Annotated in this window: 17 protein-coding genes; 12 read left to right on the top strand and 5 right to left on the bottom strand. The window is 68.8% G+C overall.

Annotated features, from left to right (window positions below; translation table 11 throughout):
- Positions 1–42: 42 nt before the first annotated feature.
- The 4 genes from ACNS88_RS04490 (at position 43) to ACNS88_RS04475 (ending at position 3061) form a co-directional block, all read left to right on the top strand.
- Positions 43–300 carry a DUF7312 domain-containing protein gene (locus ACNS88_RS04490; protein WP_435094325.1) on the top strand — a complete coding sequence of 86 codons (258 nt, stop codon included), beginning with the start codon at positions 43–45 and terminating at the stop codon, positions 298–300.
- A 58-nt stretch (positions 301–358) separates the two neighbouring features.
- A complete protein-coding gene (locus ACNS88_RS04485; protein WP_435094323.1) occupies positions 359–979 on the top strand; it encodes an NfeD family protein in 621 nt (206 codons plus the stop codon).
- Positions 980–1416: 437 nt separating this feature from the next.
- Entirely contained in the window at positions 1417–1887 is a 471-nt protein-coding gene (locus ACNS88_RS04480; protein WP_435094321.1) for a Rieske (2Fe-2S) protein, read from the top strand.
- Between the two features lie 178 nt (positions 1888–2065).
- Positions 2066–3061 (top strand): hypothetical protein, encoded by a 996-nt coding sequence (locus tag ACNS88_RS04475; protein WP_435094318.1) that lies wholly within the window; start codon positions 2066–2068, stop codon positions 3059–3061.
- An 11-nt stretch (positions 3062–3072) separates the two neighbouring features.
- On the opposite strand, the gene ACNS88_RS04470 is transcribed toward ACNS88_RS04475, so the two are convergent.
- A complete protein-coding gene (locus ACNS88_RS04470; protein WP_435094315.1) occupies positions 3073–3519 on the bottom strand; it encodes a DUF5788 family protein in 447 nt (148 codons plus the stop codon).
- Between the two features lie 111 nt (positions 3520–3630).
- Here ACNS88_RS04470 and ACNS88_RS04465 point away from each other — a divergent pair, with 111 nt between their 5' ends.
- Positions 3631–4383, top strand: a complete 753-nt coding sequence (locus tag ACNS88_RS04465) for a YkgJ family cysteine cluster protein (protein ID WP_435094312.1) — start codon at positions 3631–3633, stop codon at positions 4381–4383.
- A 28-nt stretch (positions 4384–4411) separates the two neighbouring features.
- Here the strand turns inward: ACNS88_RS04465 and ACNS88_RS04460 are convergent, their stop codons facing one another.
- On the bottom strand, positions 4412–5317 hold the full coding sequence (locus tag ACNS88_RS04460) for a dihydrodipicolinate synthase family protein (protein WP_435094309.1): 906 nt from the start codon (positions 5315–5317) through the stop codon (positions 4412–4414).
- A gap of 145 nt (positions 5318–5462) precedes the next feature.
- On the opposite strand from ACNS88_RS04460, the gene ACNS88_RS04455 reads away from it, so the two are divergent.
- Positions 5463–5879, top strand: coding sequence for a TRAM domain-containing protein (locus tag ACNS88_RS04455; RefSeq protein ID WP_435094307.1), 417 nt, complete (start codon positions 5463–5465; stop codon positions 5877–5879).
- Between the two features lies 1 nt (position 5880).
- Here ACNS88_RS04455 and ACNS88_RS04450 read toward each other — a convergent pair whose 3' ends face one another.
- The gene (locus tag ACNS88_RS04450; protein WP_435094305.1) at positions 5881–6648 is read right to left on the bottom strand and encodes a class I SAM-dependent methyltransferase; all 768 of its coding nucleotides are present in this window, start codon (positions 6646–6648) and stop codon (positions 5881–5883) included.
- 199 nt (positions 6649–6847) lie between these two features.
- On the opposite strand from ACNS88_RS04450, the gene ACNS88_RS04445 reads away from it, so the two are divergent.
- The 4 genes from ACNS88_RS04445 (at position 6848) to ACNS88_RS04430 (ending at position 9472) form a co-directional block, all read left to right on the top strand.
- Complete coding sequence (locus ACNS88_RS04445; protein WP_053771729.1) at positions 6848–7120, top strand: MarR family transcriptional regulator; 273 nt, start codon at positions 6848–6850, stop codon at positions 7118–7120.
- Between the two features lie 140 nt (positions 7121–7260).
- Positions 7261–8283 carry a glycosyltransferase gene (locus ACNS88_RS04440; protein WP_435094302.1) on the top strand — a complete coding sequence of 341 codons (1023 nt, stop codon included), beginning with the start codon at positions 7261–7263 and terminating at the stop codon, positions 8281–8283.
- 61 nt (positions 8284–8344) lie between these two features.
- On the top strand, positions 8345–9163 hold the full coding sequence (gene hisF / locus ACNS88_RS04435; protein WP_435094300.1) for an imidazole glycerol phosphate synthase subunit HisF: 819 nt from the start codon (positions 8345–8347) through the stop codon (positions 9161–9163).
- A gap of 126 nt (positions 9164–9289) precedes the next feature.
- Positions 9290–9472 (top strand): DUF7511 domain-containing protein, encoded by a 183-nt coding sequence (locus ACNS88_RS04430; protein WP_435094298.1) that lies wholly within the window; start codon positions 9290–9292, stop codon positions 9470–9472.
- Between the two features lie 544 nt (positions 9473–10016).
- Here ACNS88_RS04430 and ACNS88_RS04425 read toward each other — a convergent pair.
- Complete coding sequence (locus ACNS88_RS04425) at positions 10017–12137, bottom strand: DUF7997 domain-containing protein (RefSeq protein ID WP_435094295.1); 2121 nt, start codon at positions 12135–12137, stop codon at positions 10017–10019.
- 251 nt (positions 12138–12388) lie between these two features.
- On the opposite strand from ACNS88_RS04425, the gene ACNS88_RS04420 reads away from it, so the two are divergent.
- A complete protein-coding gene (locus ACNS88_RS04420) occupies positions 12389–13450 on the top strand; it encodes a TrmB family transcriptional regulator (RefSeq protein WP_435094293.1) in 1062 nt (353 codons plus the stop codon).
- A gap of 42 nt (positions 13451–13492) precedes the next feature.
- On the opposite strand, the gene ACNS88_RS04415 is transcribed toward ACNS88_RS04420, so the two are convergent.
- Positions 13493–15532: a glycoside hydrolase family 36 protein gene (locus ACNS88_RS04415; RefSeq protein ID WP_435094290.1), complete on the bottom strand. Its 2040-nt coding sequence runs from the start codon at positions 15530–15532 to the stop codon at positions 13493–13495.
- Between the two features lie 110 nt (positions 15533–15642).
- Here ACNS88_RS04415 and bga point away from each other — a divergent pair, with 110 nt between their 5' ends.
- Complete coding sequence (gene bga, locus ACNS88_RS04410; protein ID WP_435094288.1) at positions 15643–17730, top strand: beta-galactosidase Bga; 2088 nt, start codon at positions 15643–15645, stop codon at positions 17728–17730.
- Positions 17731–17737 lie beyond the last annotated feature (7 nt).

The following is a 17737-nucleotide window of genomic DNA, read 5'->3' as shown; positions in this document are numbered from 1 at the left end:
CCACCCGCCAGCCATTTACTGGTGAGCCGCGTAGCGACGGGCATGAACGGCGACAGCGACGAGACCGACGGCGAGGTCCGGAGCCGGGCGAACGAGACCCGCCCGGACGACGAGAGCGAGGGTGACGACGAGAGCGAGTGGCGGTTCGCCGTCGACGACGTCGGTCCCGACGGTGTCGTCGAGGACACCCACACGCCCGAGAGCGAGCCGATCGAGCCCGGATCGATCGATGCCGAACACGCCGTCTTCGTCGCGCTGGGAGTCGCCCTCACGGTCGGCGTGTTCCTCGTCGGGTTCTAACCGGTCGTCGTCACCGTTCCGTACGACCACTTATACCGCCGCGGCCGTACCTCCGGATATGGACGTGCTCGTGCAGTCCGGACTCCTCTCTCCGGACACGCTCCCCCTGCTGTTGTTGACGGCCGGGCTGTTGCTCTCGATGGCGGAAGCGCTCGCGCCGGGCGCGAACTTCATCGTGGTCGGGATCGCGCTGATCGGGGCGGGGCTCGGCGGGCTCCTCCTCACGTCGCTCGGGATCGTCGGTGCCGGACTGACCCTCGTCATGGCGGTCCTGACGCTTCTCTTCGGCGCGGCCGCCTTCTACGGCTACCACGAGTTCGACCTGTACGGCGGGAAGGGCCAACAGCAGACGAGCGACAGCGCCGCGCTGAAGGGGAAAACCGGTATCGTCACGGAAGACGTGACCACCGCCGGCGGCGAGGTGAAGCTCTCCGGCGGCGGGTTCAACCCCCACTACTCCGCGCGCTCGATCGAGGGCACGATCGAGGCGGGCGAGGAGGTGATGGTGGTCGACCCCGGCGGCGGCAACGTCGTCACCGTGGAGTCGATGGGATACGTCGAAGACGACATCGACAAGCAGCTCGCCGCGGATAGAGCGCGGAAGGAAGCGCAGCTGGAGGCCGACGCGAGCGCGGATGACGGCGAGCGAGAGCCCGAGACCGAAACCGAACGCGAGTGACCGCGACCTCGATCGCGGTTCGGTAGTTAAACCGGTGAGCGATAGCGCCGGTCGTTTATAAATAACCGATGCGGTGGCGCGCCTCCGAGCGGTCGCCGCCGGCGACCGCGAGGAGTCCGCGAGGGACGCGGTGAGCGCTCGAAGAGCGCGAACCGCGAGGTTGGGGAGGTGTGAGGTGCAGTGCTGTGCGGTGCGGGGTGGGACTCAAAGGGGCAGTCGTTGAGGCGGGCGCAGGTGACGTAAGGACCGCAAGGAGCGAAGGGAGTGAGCGACTGAGGACCGCAGCGAGCGTGCGCCCGCCTCAACGACTGGGGCTTTGGAAGCGTTCACCGTCGATCCACTCACAGCCATTTATAAGCGGCCAACCGGGACTTCGGAGGTTTCACGAGATTCTGCGCTATCGATCCCTTAAAACGCGCCGCCGGCCACGAACACGTATGGACGCGGACCGTCGGATCGCCGCCGTCGAGGAGGTTCCCGAGGACAGCACGCTGCTCGTGACGCTGCGACCGGTCGACCCCGAGAGCGTCGACGACGGCGAGGGAGACGTGGGCGAATCCGAGGACGGAACCCCCGAGGCGGAGGCGATCCTCACGCGGGCGGCCGGCGAGGTGCGCGCGTTCCGTAACTACTGCCAGCACTGGACCGACGTGCGCCTCGACAAGGACGACGGCGCCTTCGTCCGCAACGGCGAGGTGTTCTGTCAGAAACACGGCGCCACCTTCGAAGCCGACGGCGGCTACTGCAACTTCGGACCCTGCGAGGGAGCGGTCTTAGAGGCGGTCGACGTGAGCGTCGACGCCGACGCGGTGTACCTCGCCGACGACGCCTACGAATTCGTCCGGCTCGGCCACTCGAACCGCGACGGCGACAGCGGTGACTCGCGGATCGACTTCACGGGGAACTGAGGCGGACGCGAGCGCCGACGGGCAGACTTGACCAGACAGACCTGACGGATCCGACCAGATCGACCCGACCAGATCGATCCGGCCAGATCGACCCGAAACCGATCGCGTCGCCCTCGAAGACGACAACGACTCTTTGTGCAACGCCGGCGCATTTATGCCGGGCCGACGAACGACGCGTATGAGCGATTCGAATCCCTCCAGACGTCGGCTGCTCGCCGGCGGCCTCGCCGCGGCCGCTAGCGCGGCTGCAGGCTGTCTCGACGGGTCAGTGACGGGCGGCCCCGCGAACGGCGATGACGACGACCAGGTCCTTGCGCTCACGCTCAACGACGCGGGAGACACGCTCCGGGACGACGCGGTCGTTGATCTCTCGGAGGCCGGCCCGCGGTGGGATGAGGCGGCGTTCGCGGCCGCCCGCGACGGAGAGCGCGACACCACGCAGCACCGGAAGCCGTTCCCCTCTGCGGCCGACGAGCCGGCGTACGCCGTCCACGAGGGGACGTACTACCGGCTGGATTCCGTCGTCGTCGACGAGGCGAAAGCGACCCATCCTGTGCTCCGCCTATACGGGGTCAACGAATCCGACACCGGTGACGAAGCCGACGCCGTCGAGAAAGAGACGCTCCCGGAAGGCGACCGCAACGCCGTCGAGATCGCCCATAAATCGGCGCGAGCGAGGGGGAACCCGGGCGGCGTTCCGGTCGGACTCGTGGAGCGCGGTGGCTACGTCTACCGCGACGGGGACGCGATCGACGCGAGCCGACTGCTCGCGGCGGACGGACCGGCTCGCGTCGTGTACCGAGACACCGTCTATCGGATCGAGGTCACCCGCGAGCGGTTCTACGAGCCCGTGTATCGCGCCGTCGCCGAGCCGGTCGCGGAGTCGCCGGAGCGGATGGAAGCGATCCTCCGAGCGCACACGGTCGGCGCGCGAATCGACGGTGACGACCTCTCGACAGACGCACGGGAGGTGATCGAGGCCGCCAGACACGACGGGTACGAGGAGTCGCACCCGTACTCTGACGCGTATGCGGACATCCTCCGAGCGTTTCACGAGCGCCCGTACCTCGACGGCAACGTTCGGAAGGACGGGAGGTGGACCGAGTCGGGGTCGGAGCGGATCCGTTACGAGAGCCGGTACTACGACTACTCCCTCCGGTTCAAGTCGAATTGAAACGTCCCTCGTCAGAACCGGGTCCGACCGCCTGCCCCGCCCGCGTCGTCCCGGCCGAGCGCCTTCTTCAGGAAGCTCATCCACCGCTTCTGGTCTGCGGTCTCCTGTCGCTGCGCCTCCGTCTCCGGGTCGGGCGCGTCGAGTCCCTCCAGGGCGTCGAGCGCGCGGTCGATGCCGATGATCGACGCAGCCAGCGCCTCGCCGTCGGCGTAGCTCACCTCGTTCTCTTCGATGGGTTCGAGCCGTTCTAAGCGCTCGCGTCGGAGGTTCCGCTTCGCCTGCTCGACGCGCTCGCGCTCGCCGGGCGGGACCGTGTCGCGGCGCTTGATCTCGAAGACGAACGACTGCAGTTCGATCGGCTCCCCCTGGATCTCGATCTCCTCCGGGATCTCAGCGCCCACCGTCGCCGCCTCGCGGTTGACGCGTTCGAGGAGCCCCTTCCGTTCGTACTCCTTCACGCTCACTCGGTAGGGGACGGCCGCACTTCGCTCCTTCGCCGGGCGCGGCCCGGAACGCCGTCGCGACTCCCGAAGGAACGGCGTTAACCCGACCGCGCCACAACTCGTCTCATGGAATCGCTCGAAGCGGAACTCGAACGCGCCCGCGACCTCGACGTCGACGAGCTCGCCGACGCCATCGAGTCGATCGGCTTCGAGTGCACGCGCTGTGGCGGCTGCTGCACGGGCTACGCGCCCGACGAGCCGGGTGGTGCCCCGGAAGGGGACGGTGCGGGTGGCGACAGCGATGGGGCCGACGACCGAGAGCCCCACACGGCTACCGTCTTCCCGGACGAAGTCCGCGAAGTCACCGACGCCGCCGAGGCGGCGTTCGGCGAGTCGTACGACTGGCGTGACGCCGCCCGCCCCATGCCCTTCGGGCTCTCCGAGGGCGACGACGGCGAGCCCGTGGGCGAGACGTTCGAATGGGCGCTCGCGACCGACGACTGCGGCGACTGCACGTTCTACACCGAAGCGGACGAACAGGGGGCCTGTACCGTTCACGACGCCCGGCCGCTCATCTGTCAGACGTACCCGTTCAGCGTCGCGCTCGACGGGACGAGTCAGCCGATGGGCGAGGCGGTCGACGGCGAGGGCGTCGTCCGCGCCCACGAGTGCGAGGGGCTCGGTCGCGACATCTCGCGCGAGGACGCCGTGGAGTTGGCCGCGGCGCTCAAAGAGCGCGCGGTTCGAGAGCTCGAGGAAGCTATCGGCGTGCGCGACGGCTACGACCCGACCGCTGCCGAGCGCGCCGACGGCGACGTCGTCGTCTTCGACTCCGAGGGACCGAAAGCGGCTGACGGGACACCGATCGACGGAAACTGAGCGCAGCCATCGGCTACCGCTCGGCGATTCACATCGCGTCCAGCGCCGCGTCGACGTCGGCGGCGATGGCCTCGCGCGTCGCCTCGTCCGGGAGCGTGAGCGGCGGGCGAACGCGAGCGTTCGGAATAAATCCGCGGGACACCGCGGCGACCTTCGCGACGGGTGCAAACCCGTGATCCGCACACCGGTCGAATATCGGGGTGATCGCCTCCCGGTGGAGCGCCAGCGCGCGGGCGTCGTCGCCGTCGCGAATCGCCTCACCAAGTGAGACGAACACCTCGGGAATCACCTGCGCGAGGGCGTGTATCCCGCCGTCGACGCCGAGCGACGCGCACGGGTACAGCAGGGCGTCGACGCCTTGAAAAACGGTGAACTCGTCCGGGGTCCGGTCTACCGCGGTATCCACCGCCGAGATATCGCCGCTGGTGTCCTTCAGCCCGACGACCGAGTCGTGTGTGGCCACCGCGGCGAGGACGTCGGAGTCGATCGGCTCGCCGACAGTCGACGGGATGTCGTAGAGGTATATCGGGAGCGGCGCGTCGTCGGCGACCGCGTCGAAGAAGGCCCGCTGTCCCGCGGGTGCCGTCGAGTTGTGGTAGTACGGGAGCGTGACGAGCCCCGCGTCCGCCCCGACGTCGGCGGCGAATCGGAGCCGGTCGACGACGCCCGAGACGGTCGTGTCCGCCGCACCGGCGATCACGGGAACCCGCCCGTCGGCCGCCTCGACCACGGTCTCGACGACTGCTCGGCGTTCCGTATCGGTGAGGCTGGCGAACTCGCCGGTCGTTCCGCAGGGGACGACCCCGTCGAGGCCGGCGTCGACGAGGGTCTCGACGTGGTTCGCGAGCGCGCGCCGGTCGACACCACCGTCGGCGTCGAACGACGTTACGATCGGGGGCGAGACGGCTCCGTGTCGGAAGTCGAGGTCGGCCATACGGGGCGATTCAGCGCCCGGCGAGATAGGCCTTGGTCCGGTGGCGATCGTTGCTGGAGACGATCGATGCGCGGGATCGTGACAGTGGCGACTCATCAGCGGTACAACTATACTGGTTCGTCACCACGTTTCGCTGGAGTCTACTATGGAGATCTCAGAGAAGCTCCTTTGTCTGTTCAGCGCCGATATTCGTGAAGAGAACGACGAGTACGTCGTGACGGTCCCGCAACGCGAGGTCGAGAGCGGCTCGCTGGAGCCGGGCGAGACGTACCGCGTCGCGCTTATCTCTCGGTCGGAATCCGAGACTGACGGGACGACCAACGGCGACGTCGACACCTCGGCGTCCCGCGCCGACGACGGGCCGCAGCCGCCGGTCGAGCCCGGTGAGATGCGCTACGTCGAGATCGAAGACCTCGGCAAGCAGGGCGACGGGATCGCCCGTGTCGAGCGGGGATACGTGATCATCGTCCCGGACACGGAGGTCGGCAAGCGAGTAAAAATCGAGGTAACGGAAGTCAAATCGAACTTCGCGGTCGGCAGAGTCGTCGAGGAATCGGCCTAGCTCACTCGGTGTCCTCGTCGACTTCGGAGTCGTCGGACTCCGCCGAACCGCTCCCGTCTTCGGGGACCCGAGCGTCCCAGTAGGAGACGGACGCCACGTAATCTCCCGGAATCGTGTTGCCGGCGAGCCCGTCGAGGACCCGGAACGGCTTCGCGACGGGCCCCGGAAGCTCGCGGTAGAAGCCGTACGGCAGCACGAAGTCGTGTTCCTCACCGGCCAGCGTCAGGTCCGCCGCACGGAGCATATCGACGACCTGTCGCTCTGAGTACAGCCGGGAGCCCATCGGGAGCAACCAGGTGTACAGCGTCCGCAGGCTGCGGCTGTTGAACGTGTCGAAGAACACCTGATCAGCGCTCACGCGTCGCAGCTCCGAGAGGAACGGAACCGGGTCGTCCATCAGGTGGAAAAAGCGCATCGCGACCACCGTGTCGAAGTGGTCATCCGGGAACGGGAGCCGAGAGGCGTCGCCACGGACGAACTCCACGGTGTCTGAGAGCCCCGCCGTTGCCGCCTTCTGCCTGCCTTGTTCGAGCATCTCGCGAGAGATGTCGATCCCGATGATGTCGGCGCCGCGGTCCGCGAGCATCGTCGTGAATCGGCCGGTGCCGCAGGCGACCTCCAGCACGCGGTGTCCCTCCTCGATCGGTCCGAGCGCCGAGAGGACCGCCTCCTTCTCGCGCCGGTCGATGAGCTCTCCGCCGCCTGAGAACCGTACGTCCTCGTACTCCTCCGCGACCTCGTCGGCCTGGTACCAGTCCTGTCCCTTCACGTTGTCCGTACTGCACACCCGACCGACAAAACCGTACTGGATGCGGTCGGGGAGTCTGGTCGATCACGGTCGTCACGAGAGCCTGATCGATCGCGACTGACAGGTAGCTGAGCTGTGATATTAACACATTATATTGTTCCAATCGGATTGGCCTATATGTAGCCAACCTTTACCAATACGCGTGGATTTGTCATGTGATATGAGTACCAGTCCCGCGGAGACCGCTGACCAAGACCGCCTCTCGGAATCAGAGTACCGCGACCGCTTACGCGAACTGCCCCCGAGCGCCAAGCTCGTCGCGAAGGTGTTAGAGGGTGACGCCCCCCTCTCGCAGGGCGGCCTCGCCGAGGAGTCGCTGCTTCCCGACCGGACCGTCCGCTACGCGCTTAACCGCCTCGAGGAGGAGGGCCTCGTCGACTCCCGCTACAGCTTCAAGGACGCGCGCAAGCAGGTGTACTACCTGACCATCTGAGCCGCGCGCTGATCGGTTGCACGCTAATCGGACTCGCGCTGATCGACTTCTTCGAGCGATTACCGACCAGCCCGCGGCTCGGCCACAGGCTTGATCCTGCACGGAGCCCTTTTTACATCTCGGCCTCGATATCCAGCCGTATGGATCTCTCGGTCGTCGTTCCCACCCTCAACGGGCGGGACCGGTTAGCCGCCTGTCTCGACGCGTTGGCGGCTCACGCGTCAACGGCGGAGGTGATCGTCGCCAACGGTCCCTCCGCCGACGGCACCACCGGGATGGTGCGGGACCGCGATGACGTGGACGTGCTGGTGGAGATATCCGACCGCACAGTCAACGCCGCCCGGAACGCCGGTATCGAGGTCGCCACCGGCGATTCAGTCGCTCTCGTGGACTACGACAACCGGATCGATGAAGGGTGGCTCGACGCCGTGCGGGCCGGCCTCGACGACGCGGACGCCGTGACGGGACCGGTGACTCCGATCGAGCGGGTGGAGACGGAACGCGGCGGCGAGGCGGCTGTCGACGAGGCGGCTGTCGGCAAGGAACGAGACGAGAGCGACGGCGAGCGCCGCGACGACGACGGTGAGACCCGCGCCGGTCCGGAGCGCCGGTCGATCGCGGGGACCGAGGTGACCTACTTCGAAGGCGGTAACGTCGCCTTCCGGCGCGAGGCGCTCCGAGATCTGGACGGCTTCGACGAGTACCTCCACACGGGAGGCGCGCGCGATGCGGCCCACCGGCTGGCGAAGATGGGACGAACCGTGGCGTGGCGCGAGGATCTCGCGGTCACCAAGGAACTCCCGAGTCCGACGGCCGCCGACGGCGGACGCACCGCCCGCGAGTGGGGGTGGAAGTACCGGGCGCTCGCGTATCGACTCTTAAAGAACTACGGAGTGCGCCCGAGCGCCGTCGCGCGCGCCGGGACGCACGCCGCGACGGATGCCTTCGGGGCCGCCGGCGACGTGCTCCGCGGCGAGTCGACCCCGTCGCGGTGGGTCGCCACCGGCCGAGACGTGCTTCTCGGCCTCGCCGGCGGAAGCTCCGACGGACTCGTCGCGCGGGGGCGCGACCGGACCCCGGCGCGGAATCCGAACGGCATCTCGAAGCGCGCCGACCGCGCCGTCGCGAAGTACGACCGACGGGAGGCGGACGAACCGGAGTGACCCCGCGCCAACAGCGACCCCACGCCTTTTAACCTCGGCCGTCGCCAACGGCCGGTAACGAATGGGACTCACGAAGCGGATCATCCCCTGTATCGACGTCGACCTCGACGACGACGGGGACGCGGCGGTGTACACGGGCGTCAACTTCGAGAACTTGGAGTACACCGGCGACCCGGTCGAATTGGCGAAGAAGTACAACGCCGCGGGCGCAGACGAGTTCGTCTTCCTCGACATCACCGCGAGCGCGGACGGGCGCGAGACGATGCTCGACGTGGTCAACGCGGTCGCCGACGAGTGTTTCATCCCCCTGACAGTCGGCGGCGGCATTCGCACCAAAGCCGACATCAAGGAGACGCTCCGCGCGGGCGCGGACAAGGTGTCGATCACGACCGGCGCCCTCGAACGCCCCGAACTCATCGAGGAGGGCGCCGCGGCGTTCGGCAGCCAGTGTATCGTCATCTCGGTCGACGCGCGCCGCCGGCACGACGACGAGGGCGAGCACTTCTACGAGGACGACGACGGCGAGACGGTGTGGTTCGAGTGCACCAAGAAGGGCGGCCGCGAGGGGACCGGCGTCGACGCCGTCTCGTGGGCGAAAGAGGCCGAGGAGCGCGGCGCGGGCGAGCTGTTCGTCAACTCCATCGACATGGACGGGACGAAGGACGGCTACGACATCCCGCTGATGAAAGCGGTGTGTGACGCCGTCTCGACGCCCGTGATCGCTTCCTCGGGCTGTGGATCCCCTGAGGACATGTACGAGGTGTTCACCGAGGCGAACGCCGACGCCGGCCTCGCGGCCTCCATTTTCCACTTCGGCGACTACTCGATCGAAGAGACGAAGGAGTACCTCGACGAGCGCGGCGTTCCCGTCCGGCTGTAGGCGGTTCGGAATCCGCGAGGTGATTTAACTCAGATTTTGGTTAATCCTTGTCGGCGATGACGGTTGTTTCGTCGATCGCGATCGAAAACCAATACTTATTATCCGATCGGGAACGAATCGGTACATATGTCCACGTCATCGACGCGTGTCCGTGCGGAGCGGTCGGAGCTCGTCTGTAAGCGGACTGACGGCGACTCCGACGGCGGGGAGGTGACGTTCTTCGAGCGGGACCGCGATCCCGACGAGCGGACGACCCGGTGGATCACGGTCCGTGCGGCGGACTGCGTGCCGGAAGACGAGTGGCGGTAGATCTGAGACGTCCGTTTTCACGCGTGTGCTCTGCGATACGCCCGTGAGTCCTGGGCGCGCAGTGTGCGTTTATACGTGATCGGTCCGACGGCGACGGAGACCGCGAAATTCCCAGCCGCTCGCTTATAAATTGTTGACAACGGATCGACAACGAACACCGCCAAAGCCCCAGCCGTGAGGACGGCGCACGCTCGCTGCGCTCCTCAGTCAGTCGCTGACGCTCCTTCCCTGCGGTGCTTGCGTCGCCTGCGCCGTCCTCGAGGCTGCCCCTTTGAGTCCCGCCCCGCCCGCCCCGCACCTCACGCCTCCCCAGCCTCGGCGTCGGGTCGGCGCGGGCGGTGCCGCGCCGACCCGCGCCTCCCTCGCGCGGCGCTCTCGCCGGCGGCGGAGCCGCCGGCTGTCAGAGAGACCTTCGGTCTCTCCCTACTCGCGGTCGCCAGTGGCGACCGCGCGGAGGTGCGCGCCACCGCACATCCGTTTATAAGCGCGGATTGCACCTGCTCGTCGAATTTTAAATATCGCAGCGAAAATTCGGGCCGTCGCGTCAGTCGTCTGCGGCGGCGCGGTCGGCGAACTGCGGGAGTTGGTCGTCGAGCAGCGCCACGGTCGCCAGCCGGATCGCGTGGGGCCACCCGAGCGGCGTCGCGCTGTCCGGCGTCCCGTCGTCGAAGAACTGCTCGGGAAGGTAGCTCGTCGGTTCACAGAGCGTTCCGCCGGGCGAGACGTGCGCGAGGAGGCCGCGGGCGCGCTCGGCCATCTCGTCTGCTCGGGGGTCGTCGCGGTCGGCGAGGAGGACCGCCAGCTCGGCGCAGGCGTTCGCGCCCCACGCGGTCGAGACGGTCCACACCTTCTCAGAGAGCTGTCCGGCCCGGCGCCAGCCGTCGCCCTCGTACCGGACCAGGCCGGCGATAGCGTCGCTCTCGTGAGCGAGGCCGTCGACGACCGTCTCGACGTGCGAGACCAACCGGTCGAGGCGCTCGTCGTCGACGGCTCCGTCGCTCCCGTCGTCCCCGCCGAGCGCGTCGAACGAGCGGTGCGCGCTTGCGAGCGCCAGCGTCGAGGAGTCAAGCCGGTCGTCGATCGCGCCCTCGGGCGTCTCCCGGAGCGCGTAACAACCCCGATCGGGCACCCACAGGTCGTCGAGGGCGTCGTACACCCGAGTCGCCTGATCGCGGGCGTGCGCGGCGAGGTCGTCCGGGAGGGCGGCGGGGTCGAGGTCCCCGTTCGGATCGAGCGCGCTCGCGTCCAGCCCGTCGCCGTGGAGCGCGAGCTCGCTGTACGCCTCCAAGAACGTCGCGGCGGTGTGCGCAAAGCGCCCGGCGCTGTCCTCCCACGCGTTCTGGCAGACGACGGGGCGCCCGTCGAGCGCGAGGGTCTCGTCGAGGCCGGCGAGCGCGGCGACGAGGGTCCCGTCGAGTCCCTCCGCGTCGACGCCCGCGGCGCGCGCCTGCGCGAGGTAGGCGATGACGCTGCCGGTCTGGTCGGCCTGGTAGTCCACGTCGGGGCCGTCTTCGATGCGCGCGTTCGCCCAGCCGGGCGCGAGCGCGCCGTTCCGAGGCCACACCCGGTGCGGCCACGAGCCGTCGAGGCGCTGGGTGGCGACGTACATCTCGGCCGAGCGAGCGTGCCAGTCGTCGAGTCCGAGCCCGAGTCGGTCGTCGGCGCCGAGTACGAACGTCGAGATCTCGGCGTCGTCGCGGAACCAGGTGTAGCCGTAGCCGCCGGAGGTCGCGTAAAAGGGGTCGAAGTCCGGGCCGGCGATCCGGAGCCCGGATTCGGCGGAGAGCAGCGAGAGGACCCGGAGGTCGGCGACGACCGAGTCTCGCGCCGGGACCGACTCGGGGACCGAGGGGATCGTTTCGCCCGCGGCCGCGGCGAGCGCGTCGGGGTCGTCGAGCGCGTCGAACAGCTCCGCGAGCCGGTCGCGGGCGGCCTCGCGTGTCGTCTCCTCGCGGCCGGTCAGCAGCGTGCCGACGGTCGCGACGCCGTCCTCGAAGGGGGCGTCGACGATGACCTCGCCGGAGAGGCGCTCCTCCTCGTAGCGGTCGCCGTCGCGGTCGCGGGGGAGGTCGGTGGGCGCGTCGTCGAGCAGCTCGGGGAACGTCGCCGGGAGCTGGCCGCGCAGGTCGGCGAAGCCGGTGTCGCTCGCGAGGAAGTCGTGCTCGCCGGCGTGGTACACCTCGACCGCGTCGTCGTACCGGAGCTGACCCACCCGGTCGTCGCGCCCGTCGGGCGCGAACCGGGCGTACACGACGAGCGAGAGGTCGGCGGGGTCGACGTTCGCGTGCCCGTCGTCGCCGACATCGACCGTCGCTCGTGTGAGGTGGGCGTCGCCGAGCGTCACGTCGTGGCGGGTCACCGTCCCGTGGTCCGTCTCGTGAACGGTCTCGATCAGCGTCGTGTCGCCGACGTAACGCTGCTCGGTCTCGACCTCGTCGAGCCACGTGAGTTCGTCGCCCACCGCGAGACCGATCCGGGACCGGACCAGTCCGGTCCGTCCGGTCAGCGGGTAGCCGAAGTCACAGATCCCGCCGTCGGCGTCGACGTGGACGAGTCGCCCCTCACCGCCCGAAAACCGACCGGTGACGGTTCGGCGTTCGCCGGGAAACCGGGTGTCGTGCCCGGTGTTTCGCTTGTAGTCATCGAGCGCGTCACGAAGTTGCATTACGCGAGTAAATGATCCCTCCGCGTATGAAGTTTTGGTGTAATCATCATTCACCTATTTACAAAACGAAACCCCTCAAGCCGGGGCGCCGTCGGGAACCGGTATGCACGGACCCGGTCCGCGACGTGTTGACCCTCTGCGACGCGTCGGCCGGGAGCGTCGCTGTCCCGCGGTAGGGCGTATCGTCACAGGGTACCTGCCGACGCGTTCCTCCGACTCTTATAAGTGATTCCCTCGCACATCTCCGTCACATGGATGACCGGACGTTGAACGATCTCCTTCGCCGGTTCGGACTCTCGGACAAGGAGGTCGACACGTATCTCAGTCTATTGGCGCACGGCGAGGCGAAGGCGAGCACTGTCGCCGACGCCGCCGGCGTGTCGAAACGCTACGTCTACAGCGTGAGCGAGTCACTCGCGGATCGCGGCTTCGTCGAGGTGAACGACCACGTCGTACCGACGACGATCCGCGCAAACCCGCCCGACGAGGTCATAAACCGGCTCCGCTCGGACGTCGACGCGATCCGCCCCGGGCTGGAGGAGCGCTTCTCGCGGGTGGAGCGACAGACCGAGCAGTTCGAGGTCATCAAGTCCCGAGTGACGGTAATAAAGCGGATCCGGTCGCTGCTCGCGAACGCGGACTCAGAGGTGACGCTGTCGATCGCCGCCGACCACCTCCCCGAAGTCCGCGACTCACTCGTCGAGGCGGTCGACCGGGGCGTCTTGGTGTTGCTCATCGTCTCCGGTGCCCACGAGGTGCCGGCCGATGTTGAGGGCGGGGTCGACGGCGTCGCCAGCGTCGTCCGGACGTGGGGCGAGGCGATGCCGACGCTGCTTACGGTCGACTCCGCGGCCGGCGTCATCGTCCCGCCGGAGCTGTTGCGCCGGTCCAGCACCGACCGGCAGGCGATCCACTTCTCGCAGGAACAGCTCGCGCCGGTGATCGTGGGCTCCTTCCTCGGGAACTACTGGCCGACCGCAAACGAGGTCGCGACCGCGGCGCCCGCGGCGCTCCCGGTCGAGTACACGAACTTCAGGCACACCGTCTTCCAAGCGACGCTGCGGCTCCGAACCGGGGAGCCCCCCCGCGTCACCGTCGGCGGCCGGTGGACCGACGGCGACGGGGCCGCCGAGATAACCGGCCGCGTCGTGGAGTCGAAACAAGGGATGGTGGAGCCGACGACCAACGAGTTCCCCGTCGAACACTCGCTCGTCGTCGAGACCGACGACGGCGAGGTCGTCGCAGTGGGCGGGCAGGGCGCCTTCGTGGAGGACGTCGAGGCCGACCTCGTGCGGATCGAGGCGGACAGCTGAGAATTCGGCGACGACCCCGTCGCACAGGTAGCCCCCGCCCGGTCACTCTCGATCGAGCGCGAACGTCACCGCCTCCCCGTCGACCGCTGCCGCGAGCGCACCGTCCAGAAGGGTCGCCGTCGACGCGCGGTCGGACCCGCCCGTGAGCGTCGCGGCGTCGCCGAGCAGGTCGCCGGTGTCGGCGGGAACGACGGCAAACACCGCGGCGCCGTGTGGCGACAACTCTCGTTCGACGACCGGACCATCGACGACGGAGCCGGACAGTCCGTCCCAGACGACCGGGTCAGCCCCCGGATCGCCTCCCTGGTCCGGATCGCCCTCCCAACCGTAGTCGCGCGCGTCGAACCGGACCGTCGACGGCTCGTCCGTCCAGTTAAACAGCGCGACCGTCGTGGCCCCGTCGCCCGGTCGATCGCAAACGACGCGTGAGGGAAATCGCTCCGCGCCGAGCCCCTCGACTTCGGCGCCGCTCGCGGGGGGGATCGACCGCTCCAGTAGCCGCCGACCGGCCGAGCCGATCTCCGCGAGCCGGTCCGAGAACACGTTCACGCCGCCGGTCGCGGCGACGAGCGCCGCGAACGCCTCCCGCTCGGCCGCGGTGAGGTCACTCGTGTCCCGAACGAGCTGGCAGTCGGGGTCGTTGAGCCACCACCGCCGGTGCAGGTAGTTCCGCGTGAGCGTGTTGCGGACGGCGTTTTTCAGTCCCGGCTGGCTCCCCGACTCCCCCGGCGTCTCCCACGTCGGATCGGTGTCCGGGCCGACCCGCATCGCGTCGAAGAGCCCGACGCTCGGGGCCATCGGCGCGCCGCAGCCGAGGAGAAAGACGTCGTCGCCGGCCGCCTCGGCGATCGCCTCGACTCCCCGGCGATACGCCTCGATCCGGGTCGCCTCATCGTCGTACCGCTCGCCGGGGAGCGCCGCCGCGAAGAGAAAGTCGAGTTTGAGATACGTGAATCCCCACTCGTCAACGACCGTCGACACGGTCTCCCGGACCCACTCGAGGACCTCGGGGTGCGTCGTGTCGAGCCCGTACAGCGCCGACCCGGCGCGGAAGCCGCCGTCGACGGGTGTTCCCGGTCCATCGGCGGCCGCGTCGGTCGGTTCCGTGACGAACCACTCCGGGTGGTCGGCGTACAGGTCGGCACCGGCCTCCACGTAAAACGGCGCGAGCCACAGCCCCGGCCGGTACCCCGCCGTGGCGATGTCGTCCGCGACGGCGTTCATGTCATCGAACCCGTCGGCGATCGACCTCCAGTCGCCGAATGCCTCCATGTATCCGTCGTCGATCTGGACGACGTCGACCGGAATCTCCCACCCGCGGAGCTCCGAGAGGTTCTCTTGGACGTCCGCCTCGGTGACGTCGGTGAAGTAGTGGTACCAGGAGCACCACCCCGTCGGGGGGGTTTCAGGCACTTGCGCGTCCATCCGCTCGCCGACGCGGTCGGCCAGCGCGGCGAGCCCGTCGCGGAGTTCGCGGTCGGCGTCGACCCACAGTGGCGGCAGGGCCAGCCGCTCACCGGGCGCCAGACGCGCCCCTTCCAGCGGACACACCGCGCGCAGCGTCGCGACGCCGCTGTCGTCGTCGTCGATCTCGAACCGGGTGCAGTAGCGGTCGTGCTCGAGGAATCCCGCCGCGACGCGTCGGTCGCCCTCGACGAGCCCGGTCAAGTAGCTGCTGACCCGGTCGGTGGTCGGCGCCGCGAGGTCGTTCATCATCGGGGCGTTGTCCGGGTTCTCGGGGGGGAAGCGTTCCCCGACTGGGAGCGTTCCCGTCGACGACCACGACTGGTACCCGTGTCGATAGACGCGCGCATCCGCGCCGAACGCGGTCTCGAACGCGAGTGTGACGTCGCCTACCCGGACCGGCTTGTCGCCGGCGTTCTCGACGGTACAGGTCGCGTCGACCCCTCCCGCCTCGGTCGACAGCGACACGTCTGTGATCCGCAGTCGCTCGTCGCCCCCATCGCTCGCCGTCGCGTGGAGGGCCCCGACGAGCAGGTCGCCGGCGTCGTCAGCGACCGTGACCTCGTGCCCCTCAGGGTCGTACGTGACTGCGGTGGTGCCTGCCCTGCGTTCGTTCATATTACACCCTCTTTTTGTCCGTACAAATATCACGCTGCTTTTGATCCCGAAAGTCGTCGATCGTCGCCACCCATCCGAATGCTTAGGTGGCGCGGTCGAAATGGTGGCTCATGAATATTGGTGTTTGTTACTTTCCCGAACACTGGCCGAGCGAGGAGTGGGAGCGCGACATCGCCGCGATGGCCGACGCCGGCCTCGAGTACGTGCGAATGGCGGAGTTCTCGTGGGGGGCCCTCGAGCCCGAGCGCGGGGCGTTCGACTTCGAGTGGCTCGACGAGGCCGTCGAACTCGTCGGCGACTACGGCATGCAGGCGGTGCTGTGCACGCCGACCGCGACGCCGCCGAAGTGGCTGGTCGACGAGCGGCCGTCTATCCGGCAGGAGGACCCCGACGGAACCGTCCGCGAGCACGGCAGCCGCCGGCACTACTGTTTCAACTCCGACGCCTACCGCGAGGAGACGGCGCGAATCGTCGAGCGAGTCACCGAGCGGTACGCCGACTCACCGCACGTCGCCGGCTGGCAGACGGACAACGAGTTCGGCTGTCACGAGACCGTCCGGTGTTACTGCGACGACTGCGCCGACGCGTTCCGGACGTGGCTTGCGGACCGATACGGCGACGTCGACCGACTCAACGAGGCGTGGGGGAACGCGTTCTGGAGCCAGCAGTACGGCTCCTTCGAAGAGGTCGATCCGCCGGGCCCGACCCCGGCAGAGCATCACCCCTCGCGACTGCTCGCGTACGCGCGCTTCGCCAGCGACTCCGTCGTCGAGTACAACCGCCTCCACGCCGACCTGATACGCGAGGCCGACCCCGACTGGTTCGTCACCCACAACTTCATGGGGCGGTTCCCGACGCTGAACGCCTACGACGTGAGCGCCGACCTCGACCGGGTGGCGTGGGACTCCTACCCGACGGGGTTCGTCCAGGACCGCTACGACGGCGAGGCGACACCGGACCAGCTTCGGGCCGGCGACCCCGACCAGGTCGGGATGGACCACGACATCTACCGGAGCGCGCTCGACCGGCCGTTCTGGGTGATGGAACAGCAGCCGGGCGACGTCAACTGGCCGCCGCACTGTCCGCAGCCCGGCGAGGGAGCGATGCGGCTGTGGGCGCACCACGCCGCCGCCCACGGAGCCGACGCCGTGCTCTACTTCAGGTGGCGGCGCTGTCTCGAGGGTCAAGAGCAGTATCACGCCGGGCTCCGGAAGGCGGACGGGTCGCCCGACCGCGGGTACGACGACGCCGCTATCGCGGGCGAGGAGTTTGCGGCGCTCGACGGCGCCGACCACGTGGATGCGCCGGTGGCGGTCGTCTTCGACTACGACTCGCTGTGGGCGCTCGACGCGCAGCCCCACGCGCCGGACTTCGATTACTGGGCGCTCCAAGAGGCGTTCTACGGCGCCGTGCGTGGTCGGGGCGTCCAGGTGGACGTGGTCCCGCCGAGCGCCGACCTCTCCGGATACGCGGCCGTCGTCGCGCCTGCGCTCCACCTCGTCACCGAGGACCTCGCCGACCGGCTGACAGGCTACGTCGCCGGCGGCGGCGAGCTCCTCTTCGGCCCCCGGACCGGTGTGAAGGACGCGGAGAACAAGCTCCGGCCGGCGTCACAGCCCGGTCCGCTGACCGACCTCGTCGGAGCGGCCGTCGACCAGCACGAGTCGCTGCCGCGGCGCCTCGAAACGGCGGTCCGGGACGTCGATGCGCCTGACGGCGGCGCGGCCGCCTCGTTTCGGACCTGGGCCGAGTGGCTCGACCCGGACGCCGCCGAGGTCCGATACGCGTACGACGTGAACGGGCCGGCTGACGGTCGACCGGCGGTCGTCGTCAACGCGGTCGGCGACGGCCGCGTCACCTACTGCGGGGTCTGGCCCGAGCCGGACCTCGCGGACGTACTCGCGTCGGCCCTGCTCGACCGCGCCGACGTCCGACACGCCGATCGGCTTCCGGACGGCGTCCGCGTCGGCTACCGCGGCGGCCACACGTGGGTAACGAACTTCACGAGCGACCGGCTCCGACTGCCCGGACTCGGTCCCGACTCGCTCGCGATCGACGACGCCAATCGAGACGCCGTCGACGCAGCGTCGGACGCGGACGGCGAGGGGCGGTCCGAAGGCGGGGCCGTCGTGGGACCGTACGGCGTCGCCGTCGCCGAGGGCGACCGCGTGGAGGGGCTGCGGGTCGCCCGACAGTAGTCCGGCG

It is taken from the genome of Halorubrum shenae (assembly GCF_051194165.1).
GTDB lineage: Archaea > Halobacteriota > Halobacteria > Halobacteriales > Haloferacaceae > Halorubrum.
Note: the sequence above shows the minus strand (reverse complement) of the source record. Positions and strands in the feature narration are given on the sequence as shown.